General features: G+C 40.0%; 19 protein-coding genes. 11 read left to right on the top strand and 8 right to left on the bottom strand.

Annotation, left to right across the window (positions count from 1 at the left end; genetic code table 11):
- The 4 genes from AC04NP_RS18190 to AC04NP_RS18175 all read right to left on the bottom strand — a co-directional run.
- The coding region (locus AC04NP_RS18190; protein WP_482861340.1) for an AlbA family DNA-binding domain-containing protein at positions 1-936 on the bottom strand (936 nt) is incomplete at its 3' end.
- 366 nt (positions 937-1,302) lie between these two features.
- Positions 1,303-1,836 carry a DUF6933 domain-containing protein gene (locus tag AC04NP_RS18185; protein WP_482861338.1) on the bottom strand — a complete coding sequence of 178 codons (534 nt, stop codon included), beginning with the start codon at positions 1,834-1,836 and terminating at the stop codon, positions 1,303-1,305.
- A 99-nt stretch (positions 1,837-1,935) separates the two neighbouring features.
- Positions 1,936-4,251, bottom strand: a complete 2,316-nt coding sequence (locus tag AC04NP_RS18180) for an ABC transporter permease (protein WP_482861336.1) — start codon at positions 4,249-4,251, stop codon at positions 1,936-1,938.
- A 3-nt stretch (positions 4,252-4,254) separates the two neighbouring features.
- Positions 4,255-5,523, bottom strand: coding sequence for a carboxypeptidase-like regulatory domain-containing protein (locus AC04NP_RS18175; protein ID WP_482861334.1), 1,269 nt, complete (start codon positions 5,521-5,523; stop codon positions 4,255-4,257).
- 508 nt (positions 5,524-6,031) lie between these two features.
- On the opposite strand from AC04NP_RS18175, the gene AC04NP_RS18170 reads away from it, so the two are divergent.
- The 8 genes from AC04NP_RS18170 to AC04NP_RS18135 all read left to right on the top strand — a co-directional run bounded on the left by AC04NP_RS18170 (position 6,032) and on the right by AC04NP_RS18135 (position 13,860).
- Positions 6,032-6,304 (top strand): hypothetical protein, encoded by a 273-nt coding sequence (locus AC04NP_RS18170; RefSeq protein ID WP_482861333.1) that lies wholly within the window; start codon positions 6,032-6,034, stop codon positions 6,302-6,304.
- A 455-nt stretch (positions 6,305-6,759) separates the two neighbouring features.
- Positions 6,760-7,242 carry a hypothetical protein gene (locus AC04NP_RS18165; protein ID WP_482861332.1) on the top strand — a complete coding sequence of 161 codons (483 nt, stop codon included), beginning with the start codon at positions 6,760-6,762 and terminating at the stop codon, positions 7,240-7,242.
- A gap of 255 nt (positions 7,243-7,497) precedes the next feature.
- Positions 7,498-7,887: a DUF413 domain-containing protein gene (gene maoP / locus AC04NP_RS18160; protein WP_482861330.1), complete on the top strand. Its 390-nt coding sequence runs from the start codon at positions 7,498-7,500 to the stop codon at positions 7,885-7,887.
- A gap of 339 nt (positions 7,888-8,226) precedes the next feature.
- On the top strand, positions 8,227-8,916 hold the full coding sequence (locus AC04NP_RS18155; RefSeq protein WP_482861328.1) for a class I SAM-dependent methyltransferase: 690 nt from the start codon (positions 8,227-8,229) through the stop codon (positions 8,914-8,916).
- A gap of 112 nt (positions 8,917-9,028) precedes the next feature.
- Positions 9,029-9,631 carry a transcriptional regulator gene (locus AC04NP_RS18150; RefSeq protein WP_482861326.1) on the top strand — a complete coding sequence of 201 codons (603 nt, stop codon included), beginning with the start codon at positions 9,029-9,031 and terminating at the stop codon, positions 9,629-9,631.
- Entirely contained in the window at positions 9,628-10,350 is a 723-nt protein-coding gene (locus AC04NP_RS18145; protein WP_482861324.1) for a DUF3307 domain-containing protein, read from the top strand. Before AC04NP_RS18150 ends, AC04NP_RS18145 begins: the two co-directional genes overlap by 4 nt.
- 162 nt (positions 10,351-10,512) lie before the next feature.
- Positions 10,513-12,648, top strand: a complete 2,136-nt coding sequence (locus AC04NP_RS18140; protein ID WP_482861323.1) for an elongation factor G — start codon at positions 10,513-10,515, stop codon at positions 12,646-12,648.
- A 756-nt stretch (positions 12,649-13,404) separates the two neighbouring features.
- Positions 13,405-13,860, top strand: a complete 456-nt coding sequence (locus AC04NP_RS18135; protein ID WP_482861321.1) for a DUF6438 domain-containing protein — start codon at positions 13,405-13,407, stop codon at positions 13,858-13,860.
- 4 nt (positions 13,861-13,864) lie between these two features.
- Here AC04NP_RS18135 and AC04NP_RS18130 read toward each other — a convergent pair whose 3' ends face one another.
- The 4 genes from AC04NP_RS18130 to AC04NP_RS18115 all read right to left on the bottom strand — a co-directional run bounded on the left by AC04NP_RS18130 (position 13,865) and on the right by AC04NP_RS18115 (position 17,979).
- Positions 13,865-14,563: an SOS response-associated peptidase gene (locus tag AC04NP_RS18130; protein WP_482861319.1), complete on the bottom strand. Its 699-nt coding sequence runs from the start codon at positions 14,561-14,563 to the stop codon at positions 13,865-13,867.
- 37 nt (positions 14,564-14,600) lie between these two features.
- The gene (locus tag AC04NP_RS18125) at positions 14,601-15,569 is read right to left on the bottom strand and encodes a YheT family hydrolase (RefSeq protein WP_482861317.1); all 969 of its coding nucleotides are present in this window, start codon (positions 15,567-15,569) and stop codon (positions 14,601-14,603) included.
- Positions 15,570-15,593: 24 nt separating this feature from the next.
- On the bottom strand, positions 15,594-16,343 hold the full coding sequence (locus AC04NP_RS18120; protein ID WP_482861315.1) for a PPK2 family polyphosphate kinase: 750 nt from the start codon (positions 16,341-16,343) through the stop codon (positions 15,594-15,596).
- 178 nt (positions 16,344-16,521) lie between these two features.
- Positions 16,522-17,979 (bottom strand): SLC13 family permease, encoded by a 1,458-nt coding sequence (locus AC04NP_RS18115; RefSeq protein WP_482861314.1) that lies wholly within the window; start codon positions 17,977-17,979, stop codon positions 16,522-16,524.
- Positions 17,980-18,097: 118 nt separating this feature from the next.
- Between AC04NP_RS18115 and AC04NP_RS18110 the strand changes: the two genes are divergently transcribed.
- The 3 genes from AC04NP_RS18110 to AC04NP_RS18100 are packed head-to-tail and all read left to right on the top strand — an operon-like array spanning position 18,098 to position 22,995.
- Entirely contained in the window at positions 18,098-19,771 is a 1,674-nt protein-coding gene (locus AC04NP_RS18110) for an alanine/glycine:cation symporter family protein (RefSeq protein WP_482861312.1), read from the top strand.
- Between the two features lie 15 nt (positions 19,772-19,786).
- Positions 19,787-20,635 carry a formate dehydrogenase accessory sulfurtransferase FdhD gene (fdhD, locus tag AC04NP_RS18105; protein WP_482861311.1) on the top strand — a complete coding sequence of 283 codons (849 nt, stop codon included), beginning with the start codon at positions 19,787-19,789 and terminating at the stop codon, positions 20,633-20,635.
- A gap of 47 nt (positions 20,636-20,682) precedes the next feature.
- Positions 20,683-22,995 (top strand): FdhF/YdeP family oxidoreductase, encoded by a 2,313-nt coding sequence (locus tag AC04NP_RS18100; RefSeq protein WP_482861310.1) that lies wholly within the window; start codon positions 20,683-20,685, stop codon positions 22,993-22,995.
- The last annotated feature ends 76 nt before the right edge of the window (positions 22,996-23,071 follow it).

Here is a 23,071-nt window from a genome sequence, read left to right as displayed (position 1 = left end):
CATGGCATTGGCAACCACTTCTTCTAACGCGGCATAGGGATAGTTCCATTCCCTGACGGCTTCTGCTTTATTGGGAAGCTTTAAAATTCTTTCTTCCAGCAGATTGGTTTGCAGATAGTCCAGTGTTTTTCTGATAATTTGTGGTACAGGCCCTGTGATAGGTGGGATTTCCCGAAATTCAGGATTGGCCGGCCCTTTTGGAAAAAATACAATTTCCACCCTGGAGTAAGGGAAGAGTTTTTCAGGGTTTTCAGAAAATAACATCAGTGCCACATTGCGGGGAAATACCTGTTCCGGAGGGCCGGAAAGCAATTCCATTTGCATCAGTATATCTGTCTTGGCACGATTTCCCACCCATTCCAGCAGTTTGCTTTTTGTAACCCTTAAGTGGTCTTTCAATAAAGTGAAAGAAATATCGTCCGTACTTGCTGTTGTATTTGCCCTATCGTCAAATGGGATCTGGTTAGCCAGACTAATCAATTCTTCACGTTCATTTTTATTGGTTTTAACAGAGCTGGCATATTTCCTGATATAATAAAAGTATTCCTTTTTCCGGCTTGTGATATCTTCCGGTACCTCATAAGGGCGGTTGGAGCCTCCCGGTATCCACATCACCAAAATATGCTTACCATCCACTTCTTCAATTTCCAGCTTTGGATGATATACCGGACGAATGAGGTTATTGTAACCAATCATTGCCTGTTGTATTTTATCGATTTTATCCAATGAAATACCTTTTACTGGCCTAACCGGGAGGCCGTTTTCCGCTTTTACCCCAATAATCACGTAGCCTCCGCCAATATTGCTGAAATCATTGGCAAAAGCACAAATAGATCGATAAACAGACGAGGGATTCCAACCTTCTTTATACTCGACCCTTTCATTTTCAACTGATTGCCCTGATAGAAGACTTAAAATATTTACGGGTAATGACATTAAATTTTATTTTAGAACAGTCTATATAGCATTTTTGGTTGACCATTATTGCATAGGAAAGTTCTTAAAAAAAATTAAATCGGCACTAATGAATTTTTAGAAAATTTAATCGATTCAAGCAGATAAATTATATGGTGAAATCCGGAAACTGCGGCATTCATTTTTAACAGGCTTGTTCATCAGATTTTGATTATCATCTTTTACAAATTTTTGCATTTTGGTGACGTTGATTATTGGATGCGCTTAAGCTCCCGTTTTTTAACCGCCAAATCAATGTAAAAATTAAAAGCCTGCTCCAGAAGTACCTAATCATTCTTCGGATCAATATTTTCAACCAGGAGTAGGGGATATGGTTTTGATCCGTAACTATGTTAAATCCCTTTTTTCAAGTTCCAGGATCCAAGTATCCATAATATGGGATTCTTTGGAACTTCCCGGAATTTTTGCCGTACGATAATTCACAAAATAGTTATAATTAGCCTGATCCTTAGCGTTTGCCAGGTCATAAGTGCCATTTTTGACTAAAGGCACATGTTGCCGTTTTAGCCAGGATAAATGAGCCAAAGCAGACCTGTTAATCCTTGAAGTCAAAACAAACCCATCTGCGGAATCCATGTAAGGCCCAGGGTCAAGATCATACATGCCCAGAGCAAAATAGAAATAAAAACCAAAAGCCGTTTCGAATCTTGGGAATTGACTTTTTGAATAATTGAATATGTGGAAAGTAAATTTGGTTAGAGCGTTGGTAAGTACAATTTGTTTTTTGCGATTGAGAAAAAAGATATCGGCGTACCAGGTGTAAAATGGATCGGTTTTTTGTTTGCCGATGTATGGTGAAAAATCGTAAAATGTTTCATCTAAATAACCATCCAGGTTTTGGGTTTGGTATAGTGCCAGCATTGGTTTTATCTTTTGAAATGACGGTCAAATTTAAAAAATTAGAATGAATTACCTCTCTGAAATTATTTTAATTGGATAATTATGGCACCGACAAGTTTGCTAACTATTCCTGAGTATTTTTACTGGGTTTGTACGAAGCAACTTTCTCACGAAAACAACATTCAACGCCATTGAGATCGACACAAACAAAAAGAAAATCAGAAAAATTTCATGCAAGCTCATGTCAATACTATCCTTGAATCTTGATAGCCATGCATCTGATACAAAGTAGATCAATGGTATGGATAAGCCAAATGAAACCACAAAAATTTTGCCCAGATAATTACCTAATCTAAGCGCCAGGCCAGTGCCAGTGGCGCCGAATACTCTTCTGATACTAAATTCTTTAAGCCTGCGCATAATGGTCATCGACGTAATGGTAAGTATTCCAATTAGTGAGATGCCATAGACCAATAATGCCATAAATGTAAGCAATTTACCTATCAGAAATTCATTTTGATACACCCGGGCATTTGAATCGCTCAGGTAAGCATAATTAAACGGTGTGTTTGGAAAAAAACGGTTCCATTCCCTTTCGATTATCTCAATTTCTTTATTTGAGACATCTGATCTGAAGCTTATAATCATGGTATTTAATTGCGCGGAATCCATATGAAATACGATAGGTTCAACTCCTTTATATAAATTCCAGGAAAAATAATCAGAGATGCCGGCAATGACACGATTGTTCATCTTATCTATTCCTACATCTATGTTGTCATTAACCATTTTTGCCGCATTTGCACTGAGAACCAGTTGATCGTGCCAATGATAGTCCTTAATCTTTTCTTCAGGCAGGGAAATACCCATTGTTTTAAAATAATCTTTATCAACTACCAATCGTTTGGCTAAAAAAGCTTCGGCATCCGGGGCATTTTGGAACCTGAACAAATCCAGATTGGGTTGGCTGCCCAACACCGAATTTTCGTTGCATAAAGCTGCCGACCTTATAGATGAGATTGTTAATATTTGATTTTTAAAATTCAAACAACGATTATAAGCGTCTGAATTTGAGAACTTTGTCACTATGATCCGTTCGTAGCTGCTCAATAAATTTTGGTTCCGGATGAGCTGTATTTGATGATTGATAAAATAAGCCATACATAGTAGACTAAAGCAGATAATAATCTGCAAAACTACCAATGAAGTAAATCTTTGATTGGTGAAGTAGATATTCCGGCGGATCAGGCTTCCTTTTATTGATCCATAAAAGAAATAGTAGCTGAGAGCGGTCGTGAGAATTACCAATAAAACAATAATCAACATAACCCATGAAAAGAATTGGAAATCGAAAGGGCTTTTATTGAGTTTGTAATTTCCAAAAAGGTCTATTAAATTTTCAAATGACAGGAATAGAACGGTTCCTGCGATTATGGCAGAAAACAATATGGGAATAACTACTTCAGTGCTTATCTGAACAAAAATCAGTAAGTTTTTGGCACCATATATTCTTTTGAGTGAGAATTCTTTTACCCTGCTTACCGCCCCGGTTACAACTAAGTTGACTGAGTTGAACATAGCACAAAACATCAATAGGATCGATGCAATTAAAAGAATTCTAACTAATGATCTGTCTGATGCCCTGAAATTGTTGAATAATGCCTTGGTAAAATGCAGATCTGCCAGGCTTTCGAGGGAGAAAGAAAGCTGCAGGGCTTCTTCATTGTATTCACCACGCAGTTGATCGATGAGAAGGGCATTAACTTTTTCTTCTATGCGGTCTACATCGCCTGTATTTTTTCTGATCTTTATAAAGGTTGTTAACCAATCCGATTCAGGTTGTGTAAATAAAAGTACATTGAAATCCAAATCCGTCATCCCGCTGTCATCTACCACCCCTCTAATGATATAACTTTTTTCATCAATGATAATTTCATTACCTATAGGATCATCTTGGCCAAACAGGTCGGTACTAAATTTTGATGCAATGAAGGCGTCATGAAGTTTTGGTGATTGATGTGAACTACCCGATAGAAGATGAAATTTAAAAATATTGAAAAAATTAGTGTCCGCTTCAATTACTGCCTCCGCGATAACTGTTTTGTCATGGCCGGGAAATCTTACATCAATGAGGTGTTTTTCTGTTATACTTGAACTATGCTCGATTTCCGGTACGTATTCGGTGATTAAAGGTCCTATAAACGATAATGTTAAGCCTATTTGTTCGCTGTAAAAAGATGATTTAACGTCCGTTGTTAATCTATAAATCCGGTTGTGATCCGGAAAATTTGCGTTGTATGCAAGTTCTTGCTTGACATAAATAAGCACTACCATGGAAAGGTAAATGCTAAGCGAAAATGATAGGATATTGATAGACTGGAATTGAAAATTTCTTTTAAAATTTCTGAAAAACAGTATAATGAAAAACCTAGGCATTTGTCAGTTTGTGATATTCATAAATTGATGTTCAATCTCAGTTTCCACACTTAAATCTTTGAATGCCTTCTTATTCTCTTCCGTAAAAGGGACAAGGTTGAATGATCTCCAAAAATCCGGATCGTAGGGCTTGTCAAGCATTTTAAAATTATCCCGGGTATTGTCAAAGTTCATTTTTTTCCGTGTGTCACTGTCCACTTTTTCGATGACCTCGTTGATAAATAACTCCCATGAATACACATTTGAATACGCTGTTTTCCAAGTTCGCACATTGTAATCCTCTATGTAGTGCGTCTCCCTCAGATAATTCAAATACAGCTTTCCTCCAACATCCTTAAACGCCAATATTTTTGTACCCCCTCTAAAAGCAGAAATAATAGAGTCATTCGTTTGCCTGCCCCATTCAAAGGAATTAATATCATTTTCCTTGGCCATTTCCTGATGCTCAATCCTGTAAATCTTATAGTGTTTAGAACCTATGACAAGTTTGATCGATGCATGATTAGGGGCTTTTGCGTATCTCCAAGGCAACTTTGTTACTTCAATTTCATAGCATAGTTCATCGTTAAACAAAATTGATCCGGATAAGGTATACTTGTTTCTTTTGTCTAATAATCCATTTTGGTACCGGACATCGTTCCTTTTGAGCAGCCTCGCCAGCCAGTTTGATTCAAGTGATATATCATCTATCCAACTTCTGAATGGCTTGTTATTGAGATCGTAACTTTTTCTAACAGCTTCAACCAAAACTGCTTCAGGAGCCTTGCTCTTGTCATTCATAACAAATTTATTATCAAATAGCTTTATGGCAGCATCCAAAAAGGATACATAGGATGAATCAATTTTGTGGGTCTTTCGAAAATATCCTCCAAGGATAAACTCTTGTGAGGCATAATTATCACTAATCCTTTCCAATGCCTGCTTAACAATTTGCTTGGCAAATTTTTCTGGATCATCGGTGACAACCACTTCGTGCAAATAGACCGACCTTGGCAACAAATAAAAAGTAGATCTACGAGTGATATCCACTATGCTATAGGTAGCCTTTTGATAGCCTAAACGGGAGATTTCAATGGAGTCATTTATGTGCTTATAAGGAAAATGAAAAGAAAAATGCCCTTCTGTATTGGATGTTGTGAAAATGTTATGATCCATTAAACCTATGGAAGCAAATTCAATTGGCTGGTTACTTTCTTTATCAATGATGGTACCGTTCAACGTTATTAATTCCTGACCGTTAAGTTTAAAAGTCGTAAATAAAAGTATTACCAAAACTTTGATATATGACTTACGCGAACACCGATTTTTACACATATTTATTGGTTCAAATCAATAAATTTTAAGAAATTGATCCGCTCAATCATTTTTTGAAGATAAAGAATGAAAAAAGAGTTTGTATTCACAGTACTGAATAGTTTGGAGATATAAGTTTGATTTTTCTTTACCTTGTTCCCTTCTCTTCTGCGCGTATAAAATTAACGATGTACACTTAAAAATAATGTATGAACCAGTACTTTAATGGTGATGTATGAGTATAAAGCAGACCTGAATGTTTAAAGTTTTGACGACCGGTTTTAGCATTATCTTGTATCCAGGCGCTTTTTGCATGACTGCTTTCAGTGATAACCGATGTGATTATTGGTTAAAGTATTTTATAAAAAATATTCAATAATGTTATTTATTTTTTACAAAATTTGCTTACCTTTAAAGCAATGATCTAAATTATATTCATGATATGTTACATGTAAACCATAGTTTGGCAAGTGATTCAATAAACAATATGAATTTAGAGAAAAAAGTGGACCAGTTGACCGAGATACTTACTGACTTAGTACCATCGGTAGATGCTTTGGTTTTAAGTCAACAGAAGACTGATAGAAGTATCAACCTATTGATTAAATCTCAATTGAGGACAAATTTAGCTATAGCCGAATTACGCCAGTCGAATATACGGATGGCTGATGCGATAGAAAAGCTTACTCATAAAATCGATAAGGTTGATGGGTTTGAAGTACGCCTTAAAAAAGTAGAGGATAGAGTTTTTGCCTCATGATCGGATGATATGGATTTTTTCAATGTGGAGGGGGAGGGTATACTCATCCTTGATCTTCAACCAGGCTGTGTTTTAATGGGAGTTTTAAACTTTTTTAAACCACTTTTACCATGGTTACTTTTTAAATTTAAAATAAGAAAAAACAGATTATCGAAAAACAACTCAAAGACATAACATATTGAAAATATAGCATTAGCCATTCTCTCCTTCTAAAAAACTGGTATTAATTTAGCACAAAGAGAAAATTGGCTGGGCACGCGTTTAGCGTGGGCTTGGTTTATATATCTGTGCGGGTATACCAGTACCTTTAGAAGTGATTAAACTCAAGTTCCACGCTAATTTTTTTAACTATGAAAACAACCACACATGAACCCGAAAACATTACCTTCGTAAACCAGCTTGCCCGGAAGGCTGCCATGTAGCAGTATTATGAATTTGACGAAACTTTGCCTTATTTGTTAAAAGGCATTGACCTTGATGACCTTCCGGAATATAATAAGTTTAGCCAATCCCCATCATCTGCTAGCCGCGATCATCTGGTTCGGGCATTACTCGAAATGCTTTACCATAAGTATAATGGCAGAAAGGCCCTCATACAACATATCGACAACTGGATTAAGTTTGTATCCTTGTTCACCTACCAGGAGCACAATTCAGAAATCAAATCGTACAAAGAACTACTGTTTTTTCTATTCATGTTTAAAGAGGTTTCTCAATTTTCAAACAAGCGTGCAGATACTATAGAAGAATTATCAGATTTGATTTATCATTGTTTTGGTAGAAGACAACTCATCGCCGAAACTGAAAAGTGGGCCTGGTTTGTGGCGTTTTGTACTGAAAAGGAACATCATGTGGGCAGTGCAGAGTACCTGGAGCTTTTGAGATTCTTCTTGGTCTTGAAAGAGGGGCTTCTGAGGAAGGAAAGTTGGCCGGGCTAAAGCATTAGCAGTGTACCGGTCAAGTCTGATGATGTCATAAGCTTTCTTTTAAAAATGAATTATTTAAGGTCATGTTGTTGGGGGTGGATATTTTTATGTGTTCGGGACCATCTCTTGCAGAATTGATGATTTATTATATTTAACATCTGCAAGAAAAGAAATCAATAGGTCTGAGCGAGGTTTTAATCTTTTTAACTGTAACTTGAATCCTGTTTCTGTACTTTGATATTATTCATTAAATGCTTAAAATAAGGTATGGAAGACCTTAAAAAGAAACATTTGACATTCCTGACTAACAAAGGGCCTTTCAAAATTGATTGTAATACAATCATCTTTTCTGAGGAGGAAATCAGTATTTTGAAGCGGTATGGCCATTGGTTTAAGGCTTTGACGGATGGAATCCTGCCACCGATCACTGAAAAACAAAAACTTTTTATCGAAGTGGCAAAGGGTAAAAGAGATCCTTTTTCGATAGAAGAATGGACATGGTTCAGGTATTTGGGAAGGAAAAGGATAGAACAGGAAAAAGGTGATAGTCTTTATAATACGCCAAGATTGGAAGATGATCCTTTTTATTCAAGAGAAGGCCTGATATCTTTACGTAAAATCGTATACAAAACCATTTCAGAGCAACACAGGAAATGAGTAATTCCTAAGGAGTTTCCACGCCTAAAATTCAACACATATTTTCTTGATAACCAGCATAAAATATTAATTTTTTTTTTATCTTTCCAGCTTCAAGCCGGGCCATCGATGTCAATGGTTTTGACAAAGACTAACCGATGAATTTACCCTGATCAACTTTGAGCGACACTGAATATATAAATCGATCGTTCAGATAGATGATATTTTTAAAGTTTGTTTAAATTGGTTCTTAAATTGATTTAAATTTGGCATTATTTTTTGTCACTTAAGAAATACTGGGCTCATTAGCTCAAATTTCAGCTTTAATTTGTCAACTACACCTGAAACTCCTAGTCATCAATGAATCAAAAGGAATTAGTGAAGGATATTATCCAATGGGATGTGAAAAATTGGTCGGCTGCATTGACTTTTTGGGAACAGCATCTTGATCTGAATAGCCGGCAGCTTAGGTGCCTGGAGCTCGGGAGCAGGCAGGGCGGATTGTCGTTGTGGCTGGGTAAACTGGGTCACCACGTGATTTGTTCTGACATCGAAAACCCCAGGGATTTGGCGTTTCCTGTTCATCAAAAGCACGGCGTAGAAGGTCTGATTGAGTATAAGGCCTTGAAAGCTGAGGATATTGGCTATGAAAATCATTTTGATATTATCGCATTTAAGTCCATTTTAGGGGTAGTGGGTATAAGAAATCAAAATGATAAACAGGAAAAAGCATTTGAAGAGATCTATAAAGCCTTAAAGCCCGGAGGAAAGCTACTTTTTGCCGAAAACCTGAAAGGCTCTCATTTTCATCAATTCCTGAGAAAAAAATTTGTTAGATGGGGCAAAAAGTGGAATTACCCAACGATTCCCGAGTTTAAAGTATTTTTGCAAAGATTTTCCAGTTTTCAATACGGAACCGGAGGTATTCTGGGTGTATTGGGAAAAAGCGAGCAACAAAGGAACTTTCTGGGTACGATTGACCGGGCCCTGTTGAACAAGGTGATCCCTGAAAACCATCAGTACATTATTTATGGCATTGCAGAAAAATAAGCAGACAATTATCGGGTTATTTCCCGATATTTCTAATTATCGGGTTATTTCCCGATATTTCCAATTATCGGGTTATTTCCCGATATTGCATGAAAGTAACTAAGTGTATTTAATGATTACCAGCATTATTACAGGCGACATCATGAACTCACGCAAGATACCGGATAGTAGATGGCTGAAAACATTGAAGTCCGCCTTAAATCGGTACGGACAGGAGCCGTTATCCTGGGAAATCTACCGGGGGGATAGTTTTCAACTTGAGGTAAAACCTCCCGAAGCTTTACAGGCAGCACTTTTTATAAAAGCCAGTATCAAGCATTATAAACAGCTCGATGCACGAATGGCCATCGGCATTGGAGAAAAAAACTTTGAAGCGTCAAAAATCACAGAATCCAATGGCAGCGCATTTATCCATTCCGGCGAATGTTTCGAAAATCTAAAAAAACAAACACTGGCCATACAATCACCTTGGTTGGAAGTGGACCAGGAAATAAACCTGTACCTGGACCTTGCACTGCTGACCATAGATAATTGGACCAGCAACATTTCTTTTATTATTAAAACAGCTATCGAGTACCCGGAATTAACCCAGGGAGAGCTTGCTAAAAGGTTGAACAGAACACAAAGCACCATCAGCGAAAGCTTAAACAGGGCTGGTTTCGAAGAAATCATGCACATGGAAAAGCGCTACAGGGAATTGATTGAAAACAAATGATACTACTTTTTATAAAACTGATTTTTGCTCATATCATTGGCGATTTCGTATTTCAACCTGACAGTTGGGTTAACGATAAAAAGAAAAGAAAGCACCAATCACCATATTTGTATGTACATGGATTAGCTCATGCCATTTCGCTGATGCTGGTATTGCAACTTAATGTGGCCTATTGGGCCGGTGTATTGATTATTGTTATCTCTCACCTGTTGATAGATTTGATCAAATTAAACCTCAATAGCAGGGTTAATTCAGTAATACTTTTTTTTTGTGATCAACTGGCCCATTTACTGGTGATTGCCGCAGTGGTAGGCATTTATGAAGATTATATAATAAGGTTAAAAGCCATTAACCAAGCAGAACTTTTACTGTTTATTACCGCTATTTTAACAGTGACCATTGTGTCTGGGGTAATCATAAAAGAGATCATTACGCGGTGGGATTTGCAGGAAGATTCCACCGAAGACTCCCTTGAAAACGCCGGAAAATACATCGGCATGCTGGAACGCCTTTTTGTCTTTGCCTTTGTGGTTACCAATCACTGGCCAGCTATTGGGTTTTTACTGGCGGCTAAATCCGTTTTCCGCTTTGGCGACTTGTCAAAATCCAAAGACAGAAAGCTCACAGAGTATATACTTATAGGAACATTACTTAGCTTTGGGCTGGCAATAACCACGGCTTTGGGCTATTTGCATATAGCGGGATTACTATCGGAATGATCGGGCCACGCTATATTTGAAATCGTCAAAACAAGGTAATTTCATAAAAAAAACAACTCACACACAAACTCACACTCAACCATTGGATTTTTGTGCTATAATCAGTATATTAAATCACTGATTATTAAAACTTTCGTCCAACCTCATAAATCCACATAGCTTATGAAAATCTACGATGATAAACACATTAAAAACATCGCCCTCCTTGGGAGTGCGAAATCCGGAAAGACTACCTTGGCAGAAACAATGTTATTTGAAGCCGGATTAATCAGCCGGAGGGGAACTGTTGAAGACAAAAATACAATCTCTGATTACCATGAAATAGAGCAGGAGCGGGGCAATTCCATCTATGCCACCACTTTGCATACGGAATGGAGGGACTATAAGATAAATATTATGGATACACCTGGGTCGGATGATTTTATAGGGGAAATAATATCCTCGTTAAGAGTAGCTGACACGGGAGTAATGTTAATCAATGCACAATACGGGGTTGAGGTTGGCACGGAACTTATCTGGGATTATATGGAGCAATTCCAGAAACCCGTAATCTTCGGCATTAATCAACTCGATCATCCTAAGTCTGATTATGATGCTGCCTTGGACTCGTTGTACGAGCATTTCGGAAAGTCTGTTACCCCTATGCAATATCCGTACAAACAGGGTGAGGGATTTAACTGCATTATCGATTTACTTAAAATGACAATGTATAAGTTTCCCGCAGAAGGTGGTAAACCTGAAAAATTGCCTATCCCGGGTGATCAGTTGGCCCATGCCAATAAACTGCATAATGAATTGGTAGAAAAGGCCGCTGAAAATGACGAAGCACTTATGGAGCTTTATTTTGAAAAGGGCACACTGGATGAGGATGAAATGCGAAAGGGAATTAAAATTGGTATGATGAACCATGAACTATTTCCGGTATTTTGTTTATCGGCCAAAAAAGATATGGGAAGCGGCCGAATGATGGGATTTATCGATAATGTAGCCCCTGCCGCCGTGGAAATGCTGCCTGAAAAAACTATTGAAGGCAAAGAAGTCATCTGTAAAGCGAATGGCCCAACTGTATTATTTATCTTCAAAACTTTGATTGTGCCTAACATGGGCAAGGTATCTTTTTTCAAGGTTTTATCCGGTGAGGTTCATCAGGGTATGGAGTTACAGGATCATCAATCTGGAACGTCGGAACATATTCACCACCTCTTTATCATGGACGGCAAGAACAGGCATTCTGTTGAGAAACTGACTGCCGGAGATATTGGTGCCACCCTGAAACTTAAAACAACCGAAACTAACCATAGCTTGCATGCCAAAGATGTTGACATTGAGATAAGGCCTATCAACTTCCCTGATCCAAGGTTAAGAACGGCCATAGTTGCCAAAAGTAAAAGCGATCATGAAAAGCTAGGAGAGGTGTTGTATAAAATTCATCAGGAAGACCCTACCGTGCTTATAGAATTTTCGAAGGAATTAAAGCAACTGATTATCAGTTGCCAGGGTGAATTGCACCTTGCTACCATTAAGTGGCAACTTGACAATATTTATAACCTCGATACTGATTTTGTTTCACCAAAAATTCCCTATAGGGAAACTATCCAAAAAGGCTGTGCTACTTCCTACAGACATAAAAAGCAATCCGGAGGCGCAGGGCAATTTGGTGAAGTTTTTATGAAAATCGAGCCTTACCATGAAGGAATGCCCGAGCCTACGGAATTTACGGTGAGAGGTAAAGAAGAAATAGACTTACCCTGGGGAGGCAAGCTGGTTTATTACAATTGCATTGTTGGAGGTGTGATTGATCAGCGCTATTTGCCTGCTATTTTGAAAGGGGTCATGGAAAAAATGGAAGAAGGACCAATTACCGGCTCCTACGTGCGTGATGTCAGAGTAATGGTGCACGACGGCAAAATGCATTCAGTCGATTCCAATGATATTAGCTTTAAAATTGCCGGCAGCATGGCTTTTAAAAATGCTTTTGTTCAGGCCGATCCAAAGTTGCTGGAGCCAATTTACGACATGGAGATTTTTGTGCCGGAAGAATTGATGGGTGATGTGATGACAGATCTTCAGTCCAGGAGATCTATTATTACCGGCATGGATTCGAAGGGTAAATATCAGATAATAAGAGCAAAAACACCTTTGGCGGAGTTGGACAGGTATGTAACTGCCCTCCGGTCAATGACCCAGGGCAGAGCAAGTTTTAAAAGCAAATTTGCCGAATATGCCCCTGTGCCTCATGATATTCAGAAAAAACTATCTGACGACTATATGAAGAAGGATGAACTGGTTCATTCGTAGGAATTAACCTCTAAAGTATGATTATCTTAAAATCCTCAATCCAAGCAACTTTTCCGCTCAAGGACATTCAGGTTTGAGGATTTTATTTCTCCTTAGCCCATCGTAGATGCAAGATACCAATTAGAAATATTGGCAGTATATCAGGAGCTGGTAGTTTACGGCCGGTTACTCAATCGGTGGTTTTGCTATTTTGGTTTTCTAGTGACCTTTCTTGGCTGCTGGGCGTTTATACAACCATAGTTGGTTTTTTTGGGTTTCACATTTTTTGCCCATTGTGCCGTATCGTAACTAGGCGCGCAGGCGAAACAACCGACAAAAAAGATTACAAAAATCAATGTAGAAGATAGTAGGGATTTCATTCAACTTAGGGATAAATATTTAGAAAAGTCAACTTGTATAATATAGAAAAAAAACCAGTTATCTTGCAAAAAATGAAGTTAAATGTTTTTTAAGTTTAAGTTATGGTCTGATTTGTTGCATAGCACCACTAACCCTCGCACCTCTCATTTAATAAATAATAGGGCAAATAAATACATGTTTTCACACAGAATTATTATATTAGTAGATGGTTAATTGAATGCAATCCGCCAAAAAGGTGACAGGAAGATAAATCTATTAATAAAAGATTTCCGGTTAGAGAGGGTTTTATGCAAGTTTTATACTTTTGCTACTTAAACTAAAACCACTTTTTATTGACAAACTTCTACATTTAGTATTTATTTAAAACTTTATAATGGGGACAATTATTTTATTCTTATGAAGAATATACTAATCCTTATTTGTATTATTCTTCTTTTTTCCTGTAGGGCGGCAAAAGAAGAGGTAGATACAAGTGTGGTAATTTCAATGCAGAAGACCAGGTGTAATGGCGCATGCCCTGTTTATACCATTGATATATATGAAAGTGGGGTGGTGTATTTTAATGGCAGGGAGAATGTGGATAAATTAGGGGAATTCAAAATTAAGTTGTCACGGATGGAGTTGCAGCGCTTAATCAACATTTTTAATGAATACGAGTTCTTTAATTTTGAAGATCGTTATGTCAGTGATGCAAAGGATTTGCCAACTACCTACATTTACTTTTCACATAATGGGAGACGGAAACGCGTGATGAATTATGACGGGGCCCCGGAAGCGCTAAAAAGATTGGAAAACGAGGTGGCCCAATTAATTAAAATTCCGAAATGGAAGCAAATGAGAAAGCCCAACTAGCTTGTCAGTCAAACAAGCTGTAATTTCCAAATTGATCGGCAGCCGGTGCAGCGAGAATCAATGAAGGGTCGTCTGTTTCTGTACTGTTGATTTTAGGTGAAATAGTGAATTTAGTCATTTTATCGCCCGGGTAAGTAACTGCTGCTGCCAGTAGTTCATCAACTGTGGACCGGTTGTTGAGCCAGTGCTGCTCGCTTTCACGTGTTAGCAAAACTGGCATATAGTCCTGGATTTCTCCAACTACAGAATTTGCTGTAGTAGTCATAATTTTAAAGGTAACCACTTTCCGGTCGTTTTCATCCTCATACGATTCCCAGATGCCTGCAAAACTAAACGCCTCACCTGTATTAAAAATCACCCGATAAGGAATTTTGCTTTTCCTGCCCAGACTTTTCCAGATATAAAAGCCATCGGCCGGCACCAGGCATCTTCTGGTTTCAATATTTCTCAGGGAAGATATTTTTTGCCTGATCAATTCGCTATTGGCGAAGATGAGCTTTTCACTAATGGTTTTGTTTTTGGACCAGTCTGGAATCTGTCCCCAATAAAAATAGGAAATCCTGTCCGGGGCAGTATTGGAAATAACAGGTAGCAATTGTGCCGGCGCTGCGTTATAACGAGGGCGGTAATCATTGTCGGCCTTTACGGAATACCTTTTTTCAAGTGCCTCTTTACTCAGGCAAATAGAATATCTGGAAGACATATTTTAAAGTAGAAATAAATTTTATAATTTTTATGATTTACTGATTATTTTTCTCCTTGAAAAATGCTATGGCCCGTTGCTCTGACCAATAATCAGGCTCTCCAAACACTGAAAAGCCTACGTGTCCACCTTTGAGTGGCATTTCAAAATAAACAAGGGGGTGATCTCTCAGCTTTTCGACCGGGTAACAATCGCTGGAAAGAAACGGATCATTTCTGGCATTGACGATTAAGGTAGGTATGGCAATGGGCCAGACAAAGCTGATGGAGCTACACTTTGAATAGTAATCTACTGCGTCACTGAAACCATGAAGAGGGGCGGTGTAACGATTATCAAATTCTATTAATGTTTTGATCTTTCCAATATTTGCTGTTGACAGGTCATTCCTTAATTTCGCTTTGGATCTGATCTTGCCTGTCAAACTTTTGAGAAACCTTCTGGCATAAATAAAATTGGCCGGTTCGGATATCTTAAGACAACTGCTGTGTAGATCGAGCGGCACTGAAAACACAACAGCTTTTGCTATGTTATCAGCAAGTGCTTTGCTTTTTTCACCTAAGTATTTGAGCGTAATGTTACCCCCCAGACTGAAACCAACGAGATATATTTTGTCATAACTTTTTTGACTGGTTACATGACTAATCACATGGTCCAGATCGTCTGTGGCCCCACTGTGATAAAATCGCCTTTGCAGGTTCATCTCACCGCTGCAACCACGGTAATTCCACGCTAAAGCATCATACCCATGGTTATTTACCGCCCGCACCATTCCCCTGACATATGGACGACTTGCATCACCCTCCAGGCCATGTGAAACAATCACCAGATGACGCCCGCCAACTTTTGACCAGTCCAAATCCAGGAAATCATCGTCAGGGGTATATATGCGTTCCCGTTGATAGCTGACCCCTTTTACCTGACGCATCAGTGCCGGATAAATGGTTTCAAAATGTCCGTTAACCAATAAAAAGGGATGTGTATAACTGGTTTGATCTACAAAAGGCATGGTACAATATAAAGTCTTTTAGTTTTAACCGGCAACTAAACCCGGATATTTCATTTTTAAACCTTCCAATGTTCTAACGATGGTTTTGGCAATTAAATATTCTTTGTACCACTTATGATCAGACGGAATAATCTGCCAGGGAATATCCGGGCTACAGTTTTCAAAAACCTCTTGATAATATTTCCTGTATTCAGGCCAGTTTTTGGAAGTTTTGAGATCGTTTGAATTATATTTCCATTGTTTTCTTGGATTGCTTAATCTTTCTTGAAACCTTTCTTTCTGGCGTTTCTCTGAAATGTGCAGATAAAATTTGAGTATCTGGGTGCCTCGTTCCTGCAACGATTTTTCAAAAGCGTTGATAATCTTAAAGCGTGCCCTGGCGGTTTTATCATCGGTCAGCCCCAGCACCCTGGTGACCAGCACGTCTTCATAATGTGATCTGTTGAAAATCTGAATCTTTCCTTTTCGTGGGGTATGCTTGTGAATACGCCACAAAAAATCATGTGCCAGTTCCTCTTCCGTGGGTTTCTTAAAAGACTTGACGCTAATTCCCTGAGGGTTTACCGCACTAAAAACAGCTTTAATCGCTCCGTCTTTTCCACTGGCATCCATTCCCTGCAATATTATCAGCAGGCTCGACTTACCTTCAGCATATAAAATGTTTTGCAGTTCTTCCAGTCTCTCAATAAGCACATCGGTTTTTTCCTTGATTTCTTCCTTTGAAACATTTTCAGGCGCACGAGTGCTTATTTTACTAATATCATAGTTTTTCATGCATCAATTTTACGTTAATGTTTATGAATAAAACAAAATTAAAGGAAACAAAAAAATGTAAGGTAAAGAAACCGGAAGCTTGTAATTAAAAAGTATAACTGTGCGAAATGAGGAATAATTGACAATTGATAATTTACAGTTGATAATTGGAGATGGTGAAATGCGGTGGTTTTACTGATTACAACCCAATCCTTGACATAAAATAAGCTGCCAGCATCAATGTAGCAATGGCCAATACATTCAGGAAAACCCCAATTACCATCATTTCCCTGATTTTGATTTGCCCTGATGAAAATACAATGGCATTTGGAGGAGTTGAAACCGGCATCATAAAGGCATAAGAGGCCGACAGGGTCGCCGGGATAACCGCCAATAAAGGATTGTATCCGAAGCCCTGAGTAATTCCTATAATAACGGGAATAAAAATGACACAAAGTGCAACATTACTCATAATTTCGGTCATAAATAACATAATGGAGGTAAGTATCAATACCAGGACCCAAGCGTTTATGTCCCGCTGACTGGCAATTAACTCACCGATCAACTGTACCAATCCGCTGTGCTCCAGTCCACTGGCCAGGCATATACCGCCTCCAAACAGAATCAATATGCCCCAGGGCAGCTTTTTTGTACTTTCCCAATCCAGCAGATACTCACCCTTTCTTACATCTACAGGAATAATAAACATCAAAACGCCTCCGGCCATCGCTATTACTGTGTCATTTAGCACATTAGAGCCGATCAGGTTATTGATCGGTTGCCTTATTATCCAGCAAATGGCTGTCGTAACAAAGACGATGGTAACGGTGATTTCTTCTTTTGAAATAGCACCCAGCGCTTTGATTTTGCCATGAATAAGCTGCTCTGAGGCCTCAAAGTTTTTAATACCGCTGGGATAAATTATTTTGGTCATCAGAAAATAGGTGACGCTGATTAAAAAAACGCCTACCGGAAAACCTATCACCAACCACCTGGTGAAGGTAAGATCAGTTTCCAGCAGATCCCTGACATAGGCAATGGAAACCACATTGGGCGGAGTTCCGATAATGGTCATAGCACCTCCGATATTGGCTGCGTAGGCAATTCCCAATAATAAACTCAAGGCAAACCGGCGAAATGATTTTGTAGCTTCGGGAGCTTCTTCCGCTCTCAGTAAACTGATGACAGACATCGCAATAGGCAACATCATCACCGTAGTGGCTGTATTGCTGATCCACATACTGATAAAAGCTGTGGATAACATAAAACCCAATATGATTCCATCAGGGTGGGTGCCGGTCAGTTTTATCAGGTTTAAAGCAATCCTTAGGTGAAGATTTCTTTTTTCCAGTCCCAGGGCAATCATAAAGCCGCCCATAAATAAAAATATTACCGGATGGGCATAAGACGCAGCAGCCTCCTTGATTTCAAAAATACCTATGAGTGGAAACAACAAAAGCGGTATCAGGGCGGTAACAGGCAGAGGAACGGTCTCGGTGATCCACCAGGTAATCATCCATGCAGCAACACTGATCACCTTCCATGCTACAGGATTCAACAGTTCAGGTACCGGTAAAAAGTTAATGCAAATAAATAAAACCGGGCCAAGCACGAGGCTGAATAATTTGACAGGTTTTGCAGGAAGTGTTTTTGTCAAGGCAATTGAAATTGAGAAAAACTAAAAATATGAATTTTTCTCCAATTATAAACTTGTTCCATTATTTTCGCATTCTTTCACATTTTCATATATTTCGAAATTAACTAAAACACAACTTATGCAAAACCTCAACGAAATCCTGCAAATAATCGACGGTTATTTAGGTGGTGGTGATTGGTTTGTATTTCTGCTGCTGGGAGTGGGATTGTTTTTTACACTTTACCTGAAATTTCCTCAAATAAGATTTTTTAAACACGCCTTCCGCATTGTCCGTGGTAAGTATGATAAAGTGGGCGATGAGGGTGACACCTCACATTTTCAGGCCCTCACCACGGCATTGTCGGGAACGGTAGGTACAGGAAACATAGGGGGGGTGGCGCTTGCTATTTCACTGGGTGGTCCGGCTGCGTTGTTTTGGATGTTAGTGACAGCTTTTTTGGGTATGACAACCAAATTTGTAGAAGTAACGCTCTCACACAAATACAGGGAAAAAGCACAGGATGGAAGTATTGCAGGAGGACCTATGTATTACATGAAAAACAAGTTAAATGCAAAATGGATGGCGGCCATTTTTGCAGGGGCTACCGTGTTGTCTTCCTTTGGTACAGGCAACATGCCTCAGGTCAATAATATTGCCGGGTCAATGTTTGCAACCTTTGGGATCGACCAAATGATTACAGGTGGCGTACTGGCAGTATTGCTGTTTTTTGTGATAGTTGGAGGAATTAAGAGAATTGCGGCTGTTACAGAAAAGCTGGTACCTGGGATGGCAGTTCTTTATTTCATGGGCGCTTTTGCAGTAATCTTTTACAACTTAGGTAACATAATACCCTCCTTTACTGCGATTTTTGCTGATGTTTTCACCGGCTCAGCGGCCACCGGAGGCTTTTTGGGAGGATCTTTCAGTTACGCTTTTAACCGGGGTGTCAACCGTGGCTTATTTTCCAATGAAGCAGGTCAGGGTTCTGCACCTATCGCCCACGCCGCTGCCAAAGCGCATGAACCGGTTTCGGAGGGAATGGTGGCCATTCTGGAACCCTTCATTGACACAATTATCATCTGTACCATCACAGGTTTGACATTGCTGGCCTCAGGCGTCTGGAGTGAGAAACATCAAACTGAGTTTGAATTTGCCGAAATCAAGGTGCTGGACCGGATGTATGACGAGAGCAATGCCTCGGATAAGGCCTCATTAGCCGATTACTTGCTGAATCGGGCTAAAGTACCACTTTATAGTGGAGAACTGACAGTCAACAATGGCATGATTACAGATCAACTTACCATTTTGCACAAGAGATCTGTGGCAGAAGATATCAAGGTCGCCCTCAACGGGGCACCCTACACCGGAAAGTTGGCCATCACCTATGGCAACATTGACAATACAGGAGTTGTCATAACAGGCAAATCGCTGGTACACAGTGCGGAACTGACGACAATCGCTTTCAAAAAAGGTTTTTTCGGTGATTTCGGGCAATACATCGTTTCCATAGGATTGCTGTTGTTTGCCTTTTCTACCGCAATATCCTGGTCCTATTATGGTGACAGGGCCATGACCTTCCTGGCCGGATCAAGATCTGTGGTTTACTACAGGTTGGTTTATGTAGCCGCTTTCTTTTTTGCCTCTTTTGCAGATACAGCCATTATCTGGACCATGGCGAATATTGCCATTGTATTGATGACTGTTCCAAATCTTATTGGTATATTTCTTTTAAGAAAAGATATGAAAGACACCCTCGATAAATATTGGGTGGATTTCAGGAATGAATGGGGCAAAGAAGATCATGATAAATAACGCTGAATAAGGGCGATGGGCGCATCCAAGGTAATACATAAATCCATACAAAAAGTTGACAGGCAGAAGCTGGTGCAGGAAAACGACCTGCTGGCTGTGGAGGAACCCCTTGAGATACGGTTAAAATATTCCTCGGGCGAAGAAATATCGGAAAGAAGCCTTTCCGTAACGATGCGCACACCGGGGAATGATTTTGAACTGGTAGCAGGGTTTTTGTTTGCCGAGAGTTTAATTTGCTCCTACAAGGATATTGAAAAAATATACCATTGTCCTCAGGTTAAAAGTGAAGAGGAACGGGAAAATGTGATCATTGTGAAGGTTGGCCCGCATGTTACCCCTGACATGAAAAAAACAGAAAGGCACTTTTACACCACCTCGAGCTGTGGGGTTTGTGGAAAATCTTCCATTGAAGCCTTAAACTTCAGGGTTGGGCAACATCCACCAGAATCATCCGAGAAAGTAGCACAATCGTTAATCTACAGTTTGCCTGAAACATTGAAAAGGCATCAGTTGGTCTTTGAGTACACCGGAGGGCTGCATGCAGCGGCTTTGTTTGATTTTTACGGGCAACTGTTGTTCCTTCGTGAGGATATAGGAAGGCATAATGCCCTGGATAAAGTAATCGGGGCCGGGCTTTTTGAAAAGCTTCTACCTCTCAACAACTGCGTATTGGTGTTAAGCGGGAGAATAGGATTCGAACTGGTGCAAAAAGCTGTAGTCGCCGGTATTAACCTGATTGTTGCTATCGGAGCCCCTTCCAGCCTGGCTGTGAAAACAGCCGAAGCATTTGATGTTACTTTGATCGGTTTTGTAAAAAAGGATCGTTTCAACATTTATACTGGAAAACATCGAATTACTTTGTAAATTGGTCTTGTTAAGATAGTCATTCACGGCTCAACAAGCGTGCATCGATGGAAGAAGAAGCTAAAAACCAGGAAAATTTTCAGACCTCGCGGAAATTTACCGGATTGAAAACGGGCAAACCCAAAAATATGGCAGGTGGGGTGCAAGCAATAGTCAGTTCGTTGAAACATGTGATAGGGGAGCTGGGAGTGCCCCAGGGAGTCAGGTCGATGTTGTCTGTCAACCAAATGGACGGGTTCGATTGCCCCGGTTGTGCGTGGCCCGATCCTGATGACCAGCGTTCCGGGCTTGGTGAGTTTTGTGAGAATGGTGCCAAAGCCGTCGCCGAAGAAGCTACAAGCCGTAAGGTAGGGCCGGAGTTTTTTAAAAAGTATACTATCGATGAATTAGGTAGCCAATCCGATTTTTGGCTTGGAAAAAGTGGCCGATTGACGTACCCTATGATTTTAAAGCCCGGGCAGCAGCATTATGAAACTATTACCTGGCCGAAGGCTTTTCAACTGATTGCCAATTCATTAAATGGCTTAAATTCTCCCAATGAGGCCATTTTTTATACTTCTGGCCGTACGAGTAATGAAGCGGCATTTTTATACCAGTTGCTTGTAAGAAAATTTGGCACCAATAATTTGCCTGATTGTTCCAATATGTGCCATGAGTCAAGTGGGGTAGCCTTGTCTGAAACGTTGGGTATTGGAAAAGGGTCGGTGAAGCTGGAAGATTTCGATAAAGCCGAACTGATTGTGGTATCAGGACAAAACCCAGGCACCAATCATCCGCGGATGTTGACTGCCCTACAGAAAGCCAAGAAGCACGGAGCAAAGATCATCACCATCAACCCTTTAAAGGAAACCGGGTTAATAAAGTTTAAACACCCGCAGCACCTTTCGGATATGCTGGGCGCTCCGACCACCCTCACTGATTTGTATCTGCAGGTAAAGATTAATGGCGATGTGGCTTTGATCAAAGCGATGATCAAACTTTTGATAGCTGCTGATAAGGAAAGTGACGGTGGCGTAATAGACCACGAATTTATCGAGGCCAGAACACAAGGGTACGATGAACTGCTGGAAGATATCAAAAGGTATGATTTACAGGATTTGATCGGGGAATCAGGTGTAGAGGAGGGCAAAGTCAGGGAAGCTGTTTCATTACTGAAAGAAAAAAAGAGAATTATATTTTGCTGGGCTATGGGCTTAACCCAGCATAAAAACGCAGTGGATAATATTCGGGAAATAGTAAACCTGCTACTTTTGAAGGGAAGTATTGGCATTCCGGGCGCCGGTACCTGTCCGGTTCGGGGACATAGCAATGTGCAGGGTGACCGTACTATGGGGATATGGGAGCGTCCCAAAAAGGCATTTCTGGATAGATTGCAGCAAGAATTTGGATTTGACCCGCCAAGAACGCCTGGCCTTAATACAGTTGAAGCCATCCAGGCCATGGCTAAGGGAAAAGCCGGTGTTTTCATCGGATTGGGTGGCAACTTTTTATCCGCAACGCCAGACACTGCCTACACTGCCAGGGCTTTACAAAACTGCCTGCTTACCGTTCATATTTCAACCAAGTTAAACCGCAGTCACCTGGTAACCGGCAAGACCGCATTAATATTGCCATGCCTGGGCAGGACTGAAAAGGATTTACAAAATGGAAAGCCTCAATTTGTGAGTGTTGAAAATTCTGCAGGAGTAGTCCATAAGTCAATTGGTAACAAATCGCCTGCATCGCCCGACTTGTTGAGCGAACCTAAAATAGTTGCTGAAATTGCCAAGGCCTTGTTTCGCGATGATCCATCCATTGACTGGGACATTATGGTAAATGACTATGATCATATAAGAAACCATATAGCCAGGGTTATTCCCGGATTTGAAAACTATAATGAGCGGGTGAGAAAACCGGGCGGATTTTATCTGCCGAATGGTGCCCGGGATCGTGTATTTAAAACAAATACCGGGAGAGCCCGCTTTACTATCAACCGGCTGGCGGATCATCATTTGAAGGAAAGTGAGTTTATTATGATGACCATCCGAAGTCATGATCAGTTTAATACAACAATTTATGGATTAAATGATAGGTACAGGGGAATTTATAATGAACGGAGGGTAGTTTTGATGAATCATCAGGATATGCAGGATGCCGGTCTGAAAGCCCGGGATGTTGTTGACCTGAAAAGCCATTTTAAAGGTCGTGAGCGGGTAGCTGACCGGTTTCTGGTTGTTCCCTATGACATCCCAAGACAGTGTATAGCCACCTATTTTCCCGAAGCCAATGTGCTGGTGCCGGTGGATAATTTTGCGGATCATAGTCATACTCCGGCATCGAAATCGGTTGTGGTGACGATGGAGAAGCGTGTGGGGGTGTAAGAGCGTGGTACTAGGGGGTAGGGGAGTGAGGTGGCGAGTTACAGGCAACTCACCACCTGACCCCTGGAAAAACCTT

The organism is Agaribacillus sp. DX54, assembly GCF_056858335.1.
Note: the sequence above shows the minus strand (reverse complement) of the source record. Positions and strands in the feature narration are given on the sequence as shown.

Coding starts and splice junctions, on each gene's coding strand:
- AC04NP_RS18130 (WP_482861319.1), bottom strand. CDS start 14,563: ATGTCTTCCAGATATTCTATTTGCCTGAGTAAAGAGGCACTTGAAAAA.
- AC04NP_RS18100 (WP_482861310.1), top strand. CDS start 20,683: ATGGAAGAAGAAGCTAAAAACCAGGAAAATTTTCAGACCTCGCGGAAA.
- AC04NP_RS18170 (WP_482861333.1), top strand. CDS start 6,032: ATGAATTTAGAGAAAAAAGTGGACCAGTTGACCGAGATACTTACTGAC.
- fdhD (WP_482861311.1), top strand. CDS start 19,787: ATGGGCGCATCCAAGGTAATACATAAATCCATACAAAAAGTTGACAGG.
- AC04NP_RS18120 (WP_482861315.1), bottom strand. CDS start 16,343: ATGAAAAACTATGATATTAGTAAAATAAGCACTCGTGCGCCTGAAAAT.
- AC04NP_RS18125 (WP_482861317.1), bottom strand. CDS start 15,569: ATGCCTTTTGTAGATCAAACCAGTTATACACATCCCTTTTTATTGGTT.
- AC04NP_RS18135 (WP_482861321.1), top strand. CDS start 13,405: ATGAAGAATATACTAATCCTTATTTGTATTATTCTTCTTTTTTCCTGT.
- AC04NP_RS18140 (WP_482861323.1), top strand. CDS start 10,513: ATGAAAATCTACGATGATAAACACATTAAAAACATCGCCCTCCTTGGG.
- maoP (WP_482861330.1), top strand. CDS start 7,498: ATGGAAGACCTTAAAAAGAAACATTTGACATTCCTGACTAACAAAGGG.
- AC04NP_RS18150 (WP_482861326.1), top strand. CDS start 9,029: ATGATTACCAGCATTATTACAGGCGACATCATGAACTCACGCAAGATA.
- AC04NP_RS18185 (WP_482861338.1), bottom strand. CDS start 1,836: ATGCTGGCACTATACCAAACCCAAAACCTGGATGGTTATTTAGATGAA.
- AC04NP_RS18155 (WP_482861328.1), top strand. CDS start 8,227: ATGAATCAAAAGGAATTAGTGAAGGATATTATCCAATGGGATGTGAAA.
- AC04NP_RS18110 (WP_482861312.1), top strand. CDS start 18,098: ATGCAAAACCTCAACGAAATCCTGCAAATAATCGACGGTTATTTAGGT.
- AC04NP_RS18145 (WP_482861324.1), top strand. CDS start 9,628: ATGATACTACTTTTTATAAAACTGATTTTTGCTCATATCATTGGCGAT.
- AC04NP_RS18180 (WP_482861336.1), bottom strand. CDS start 4,251: ATGCCTAGGTTTTTCATTATACTGTTTTTCAGAAATTTTAAAAGAAAT.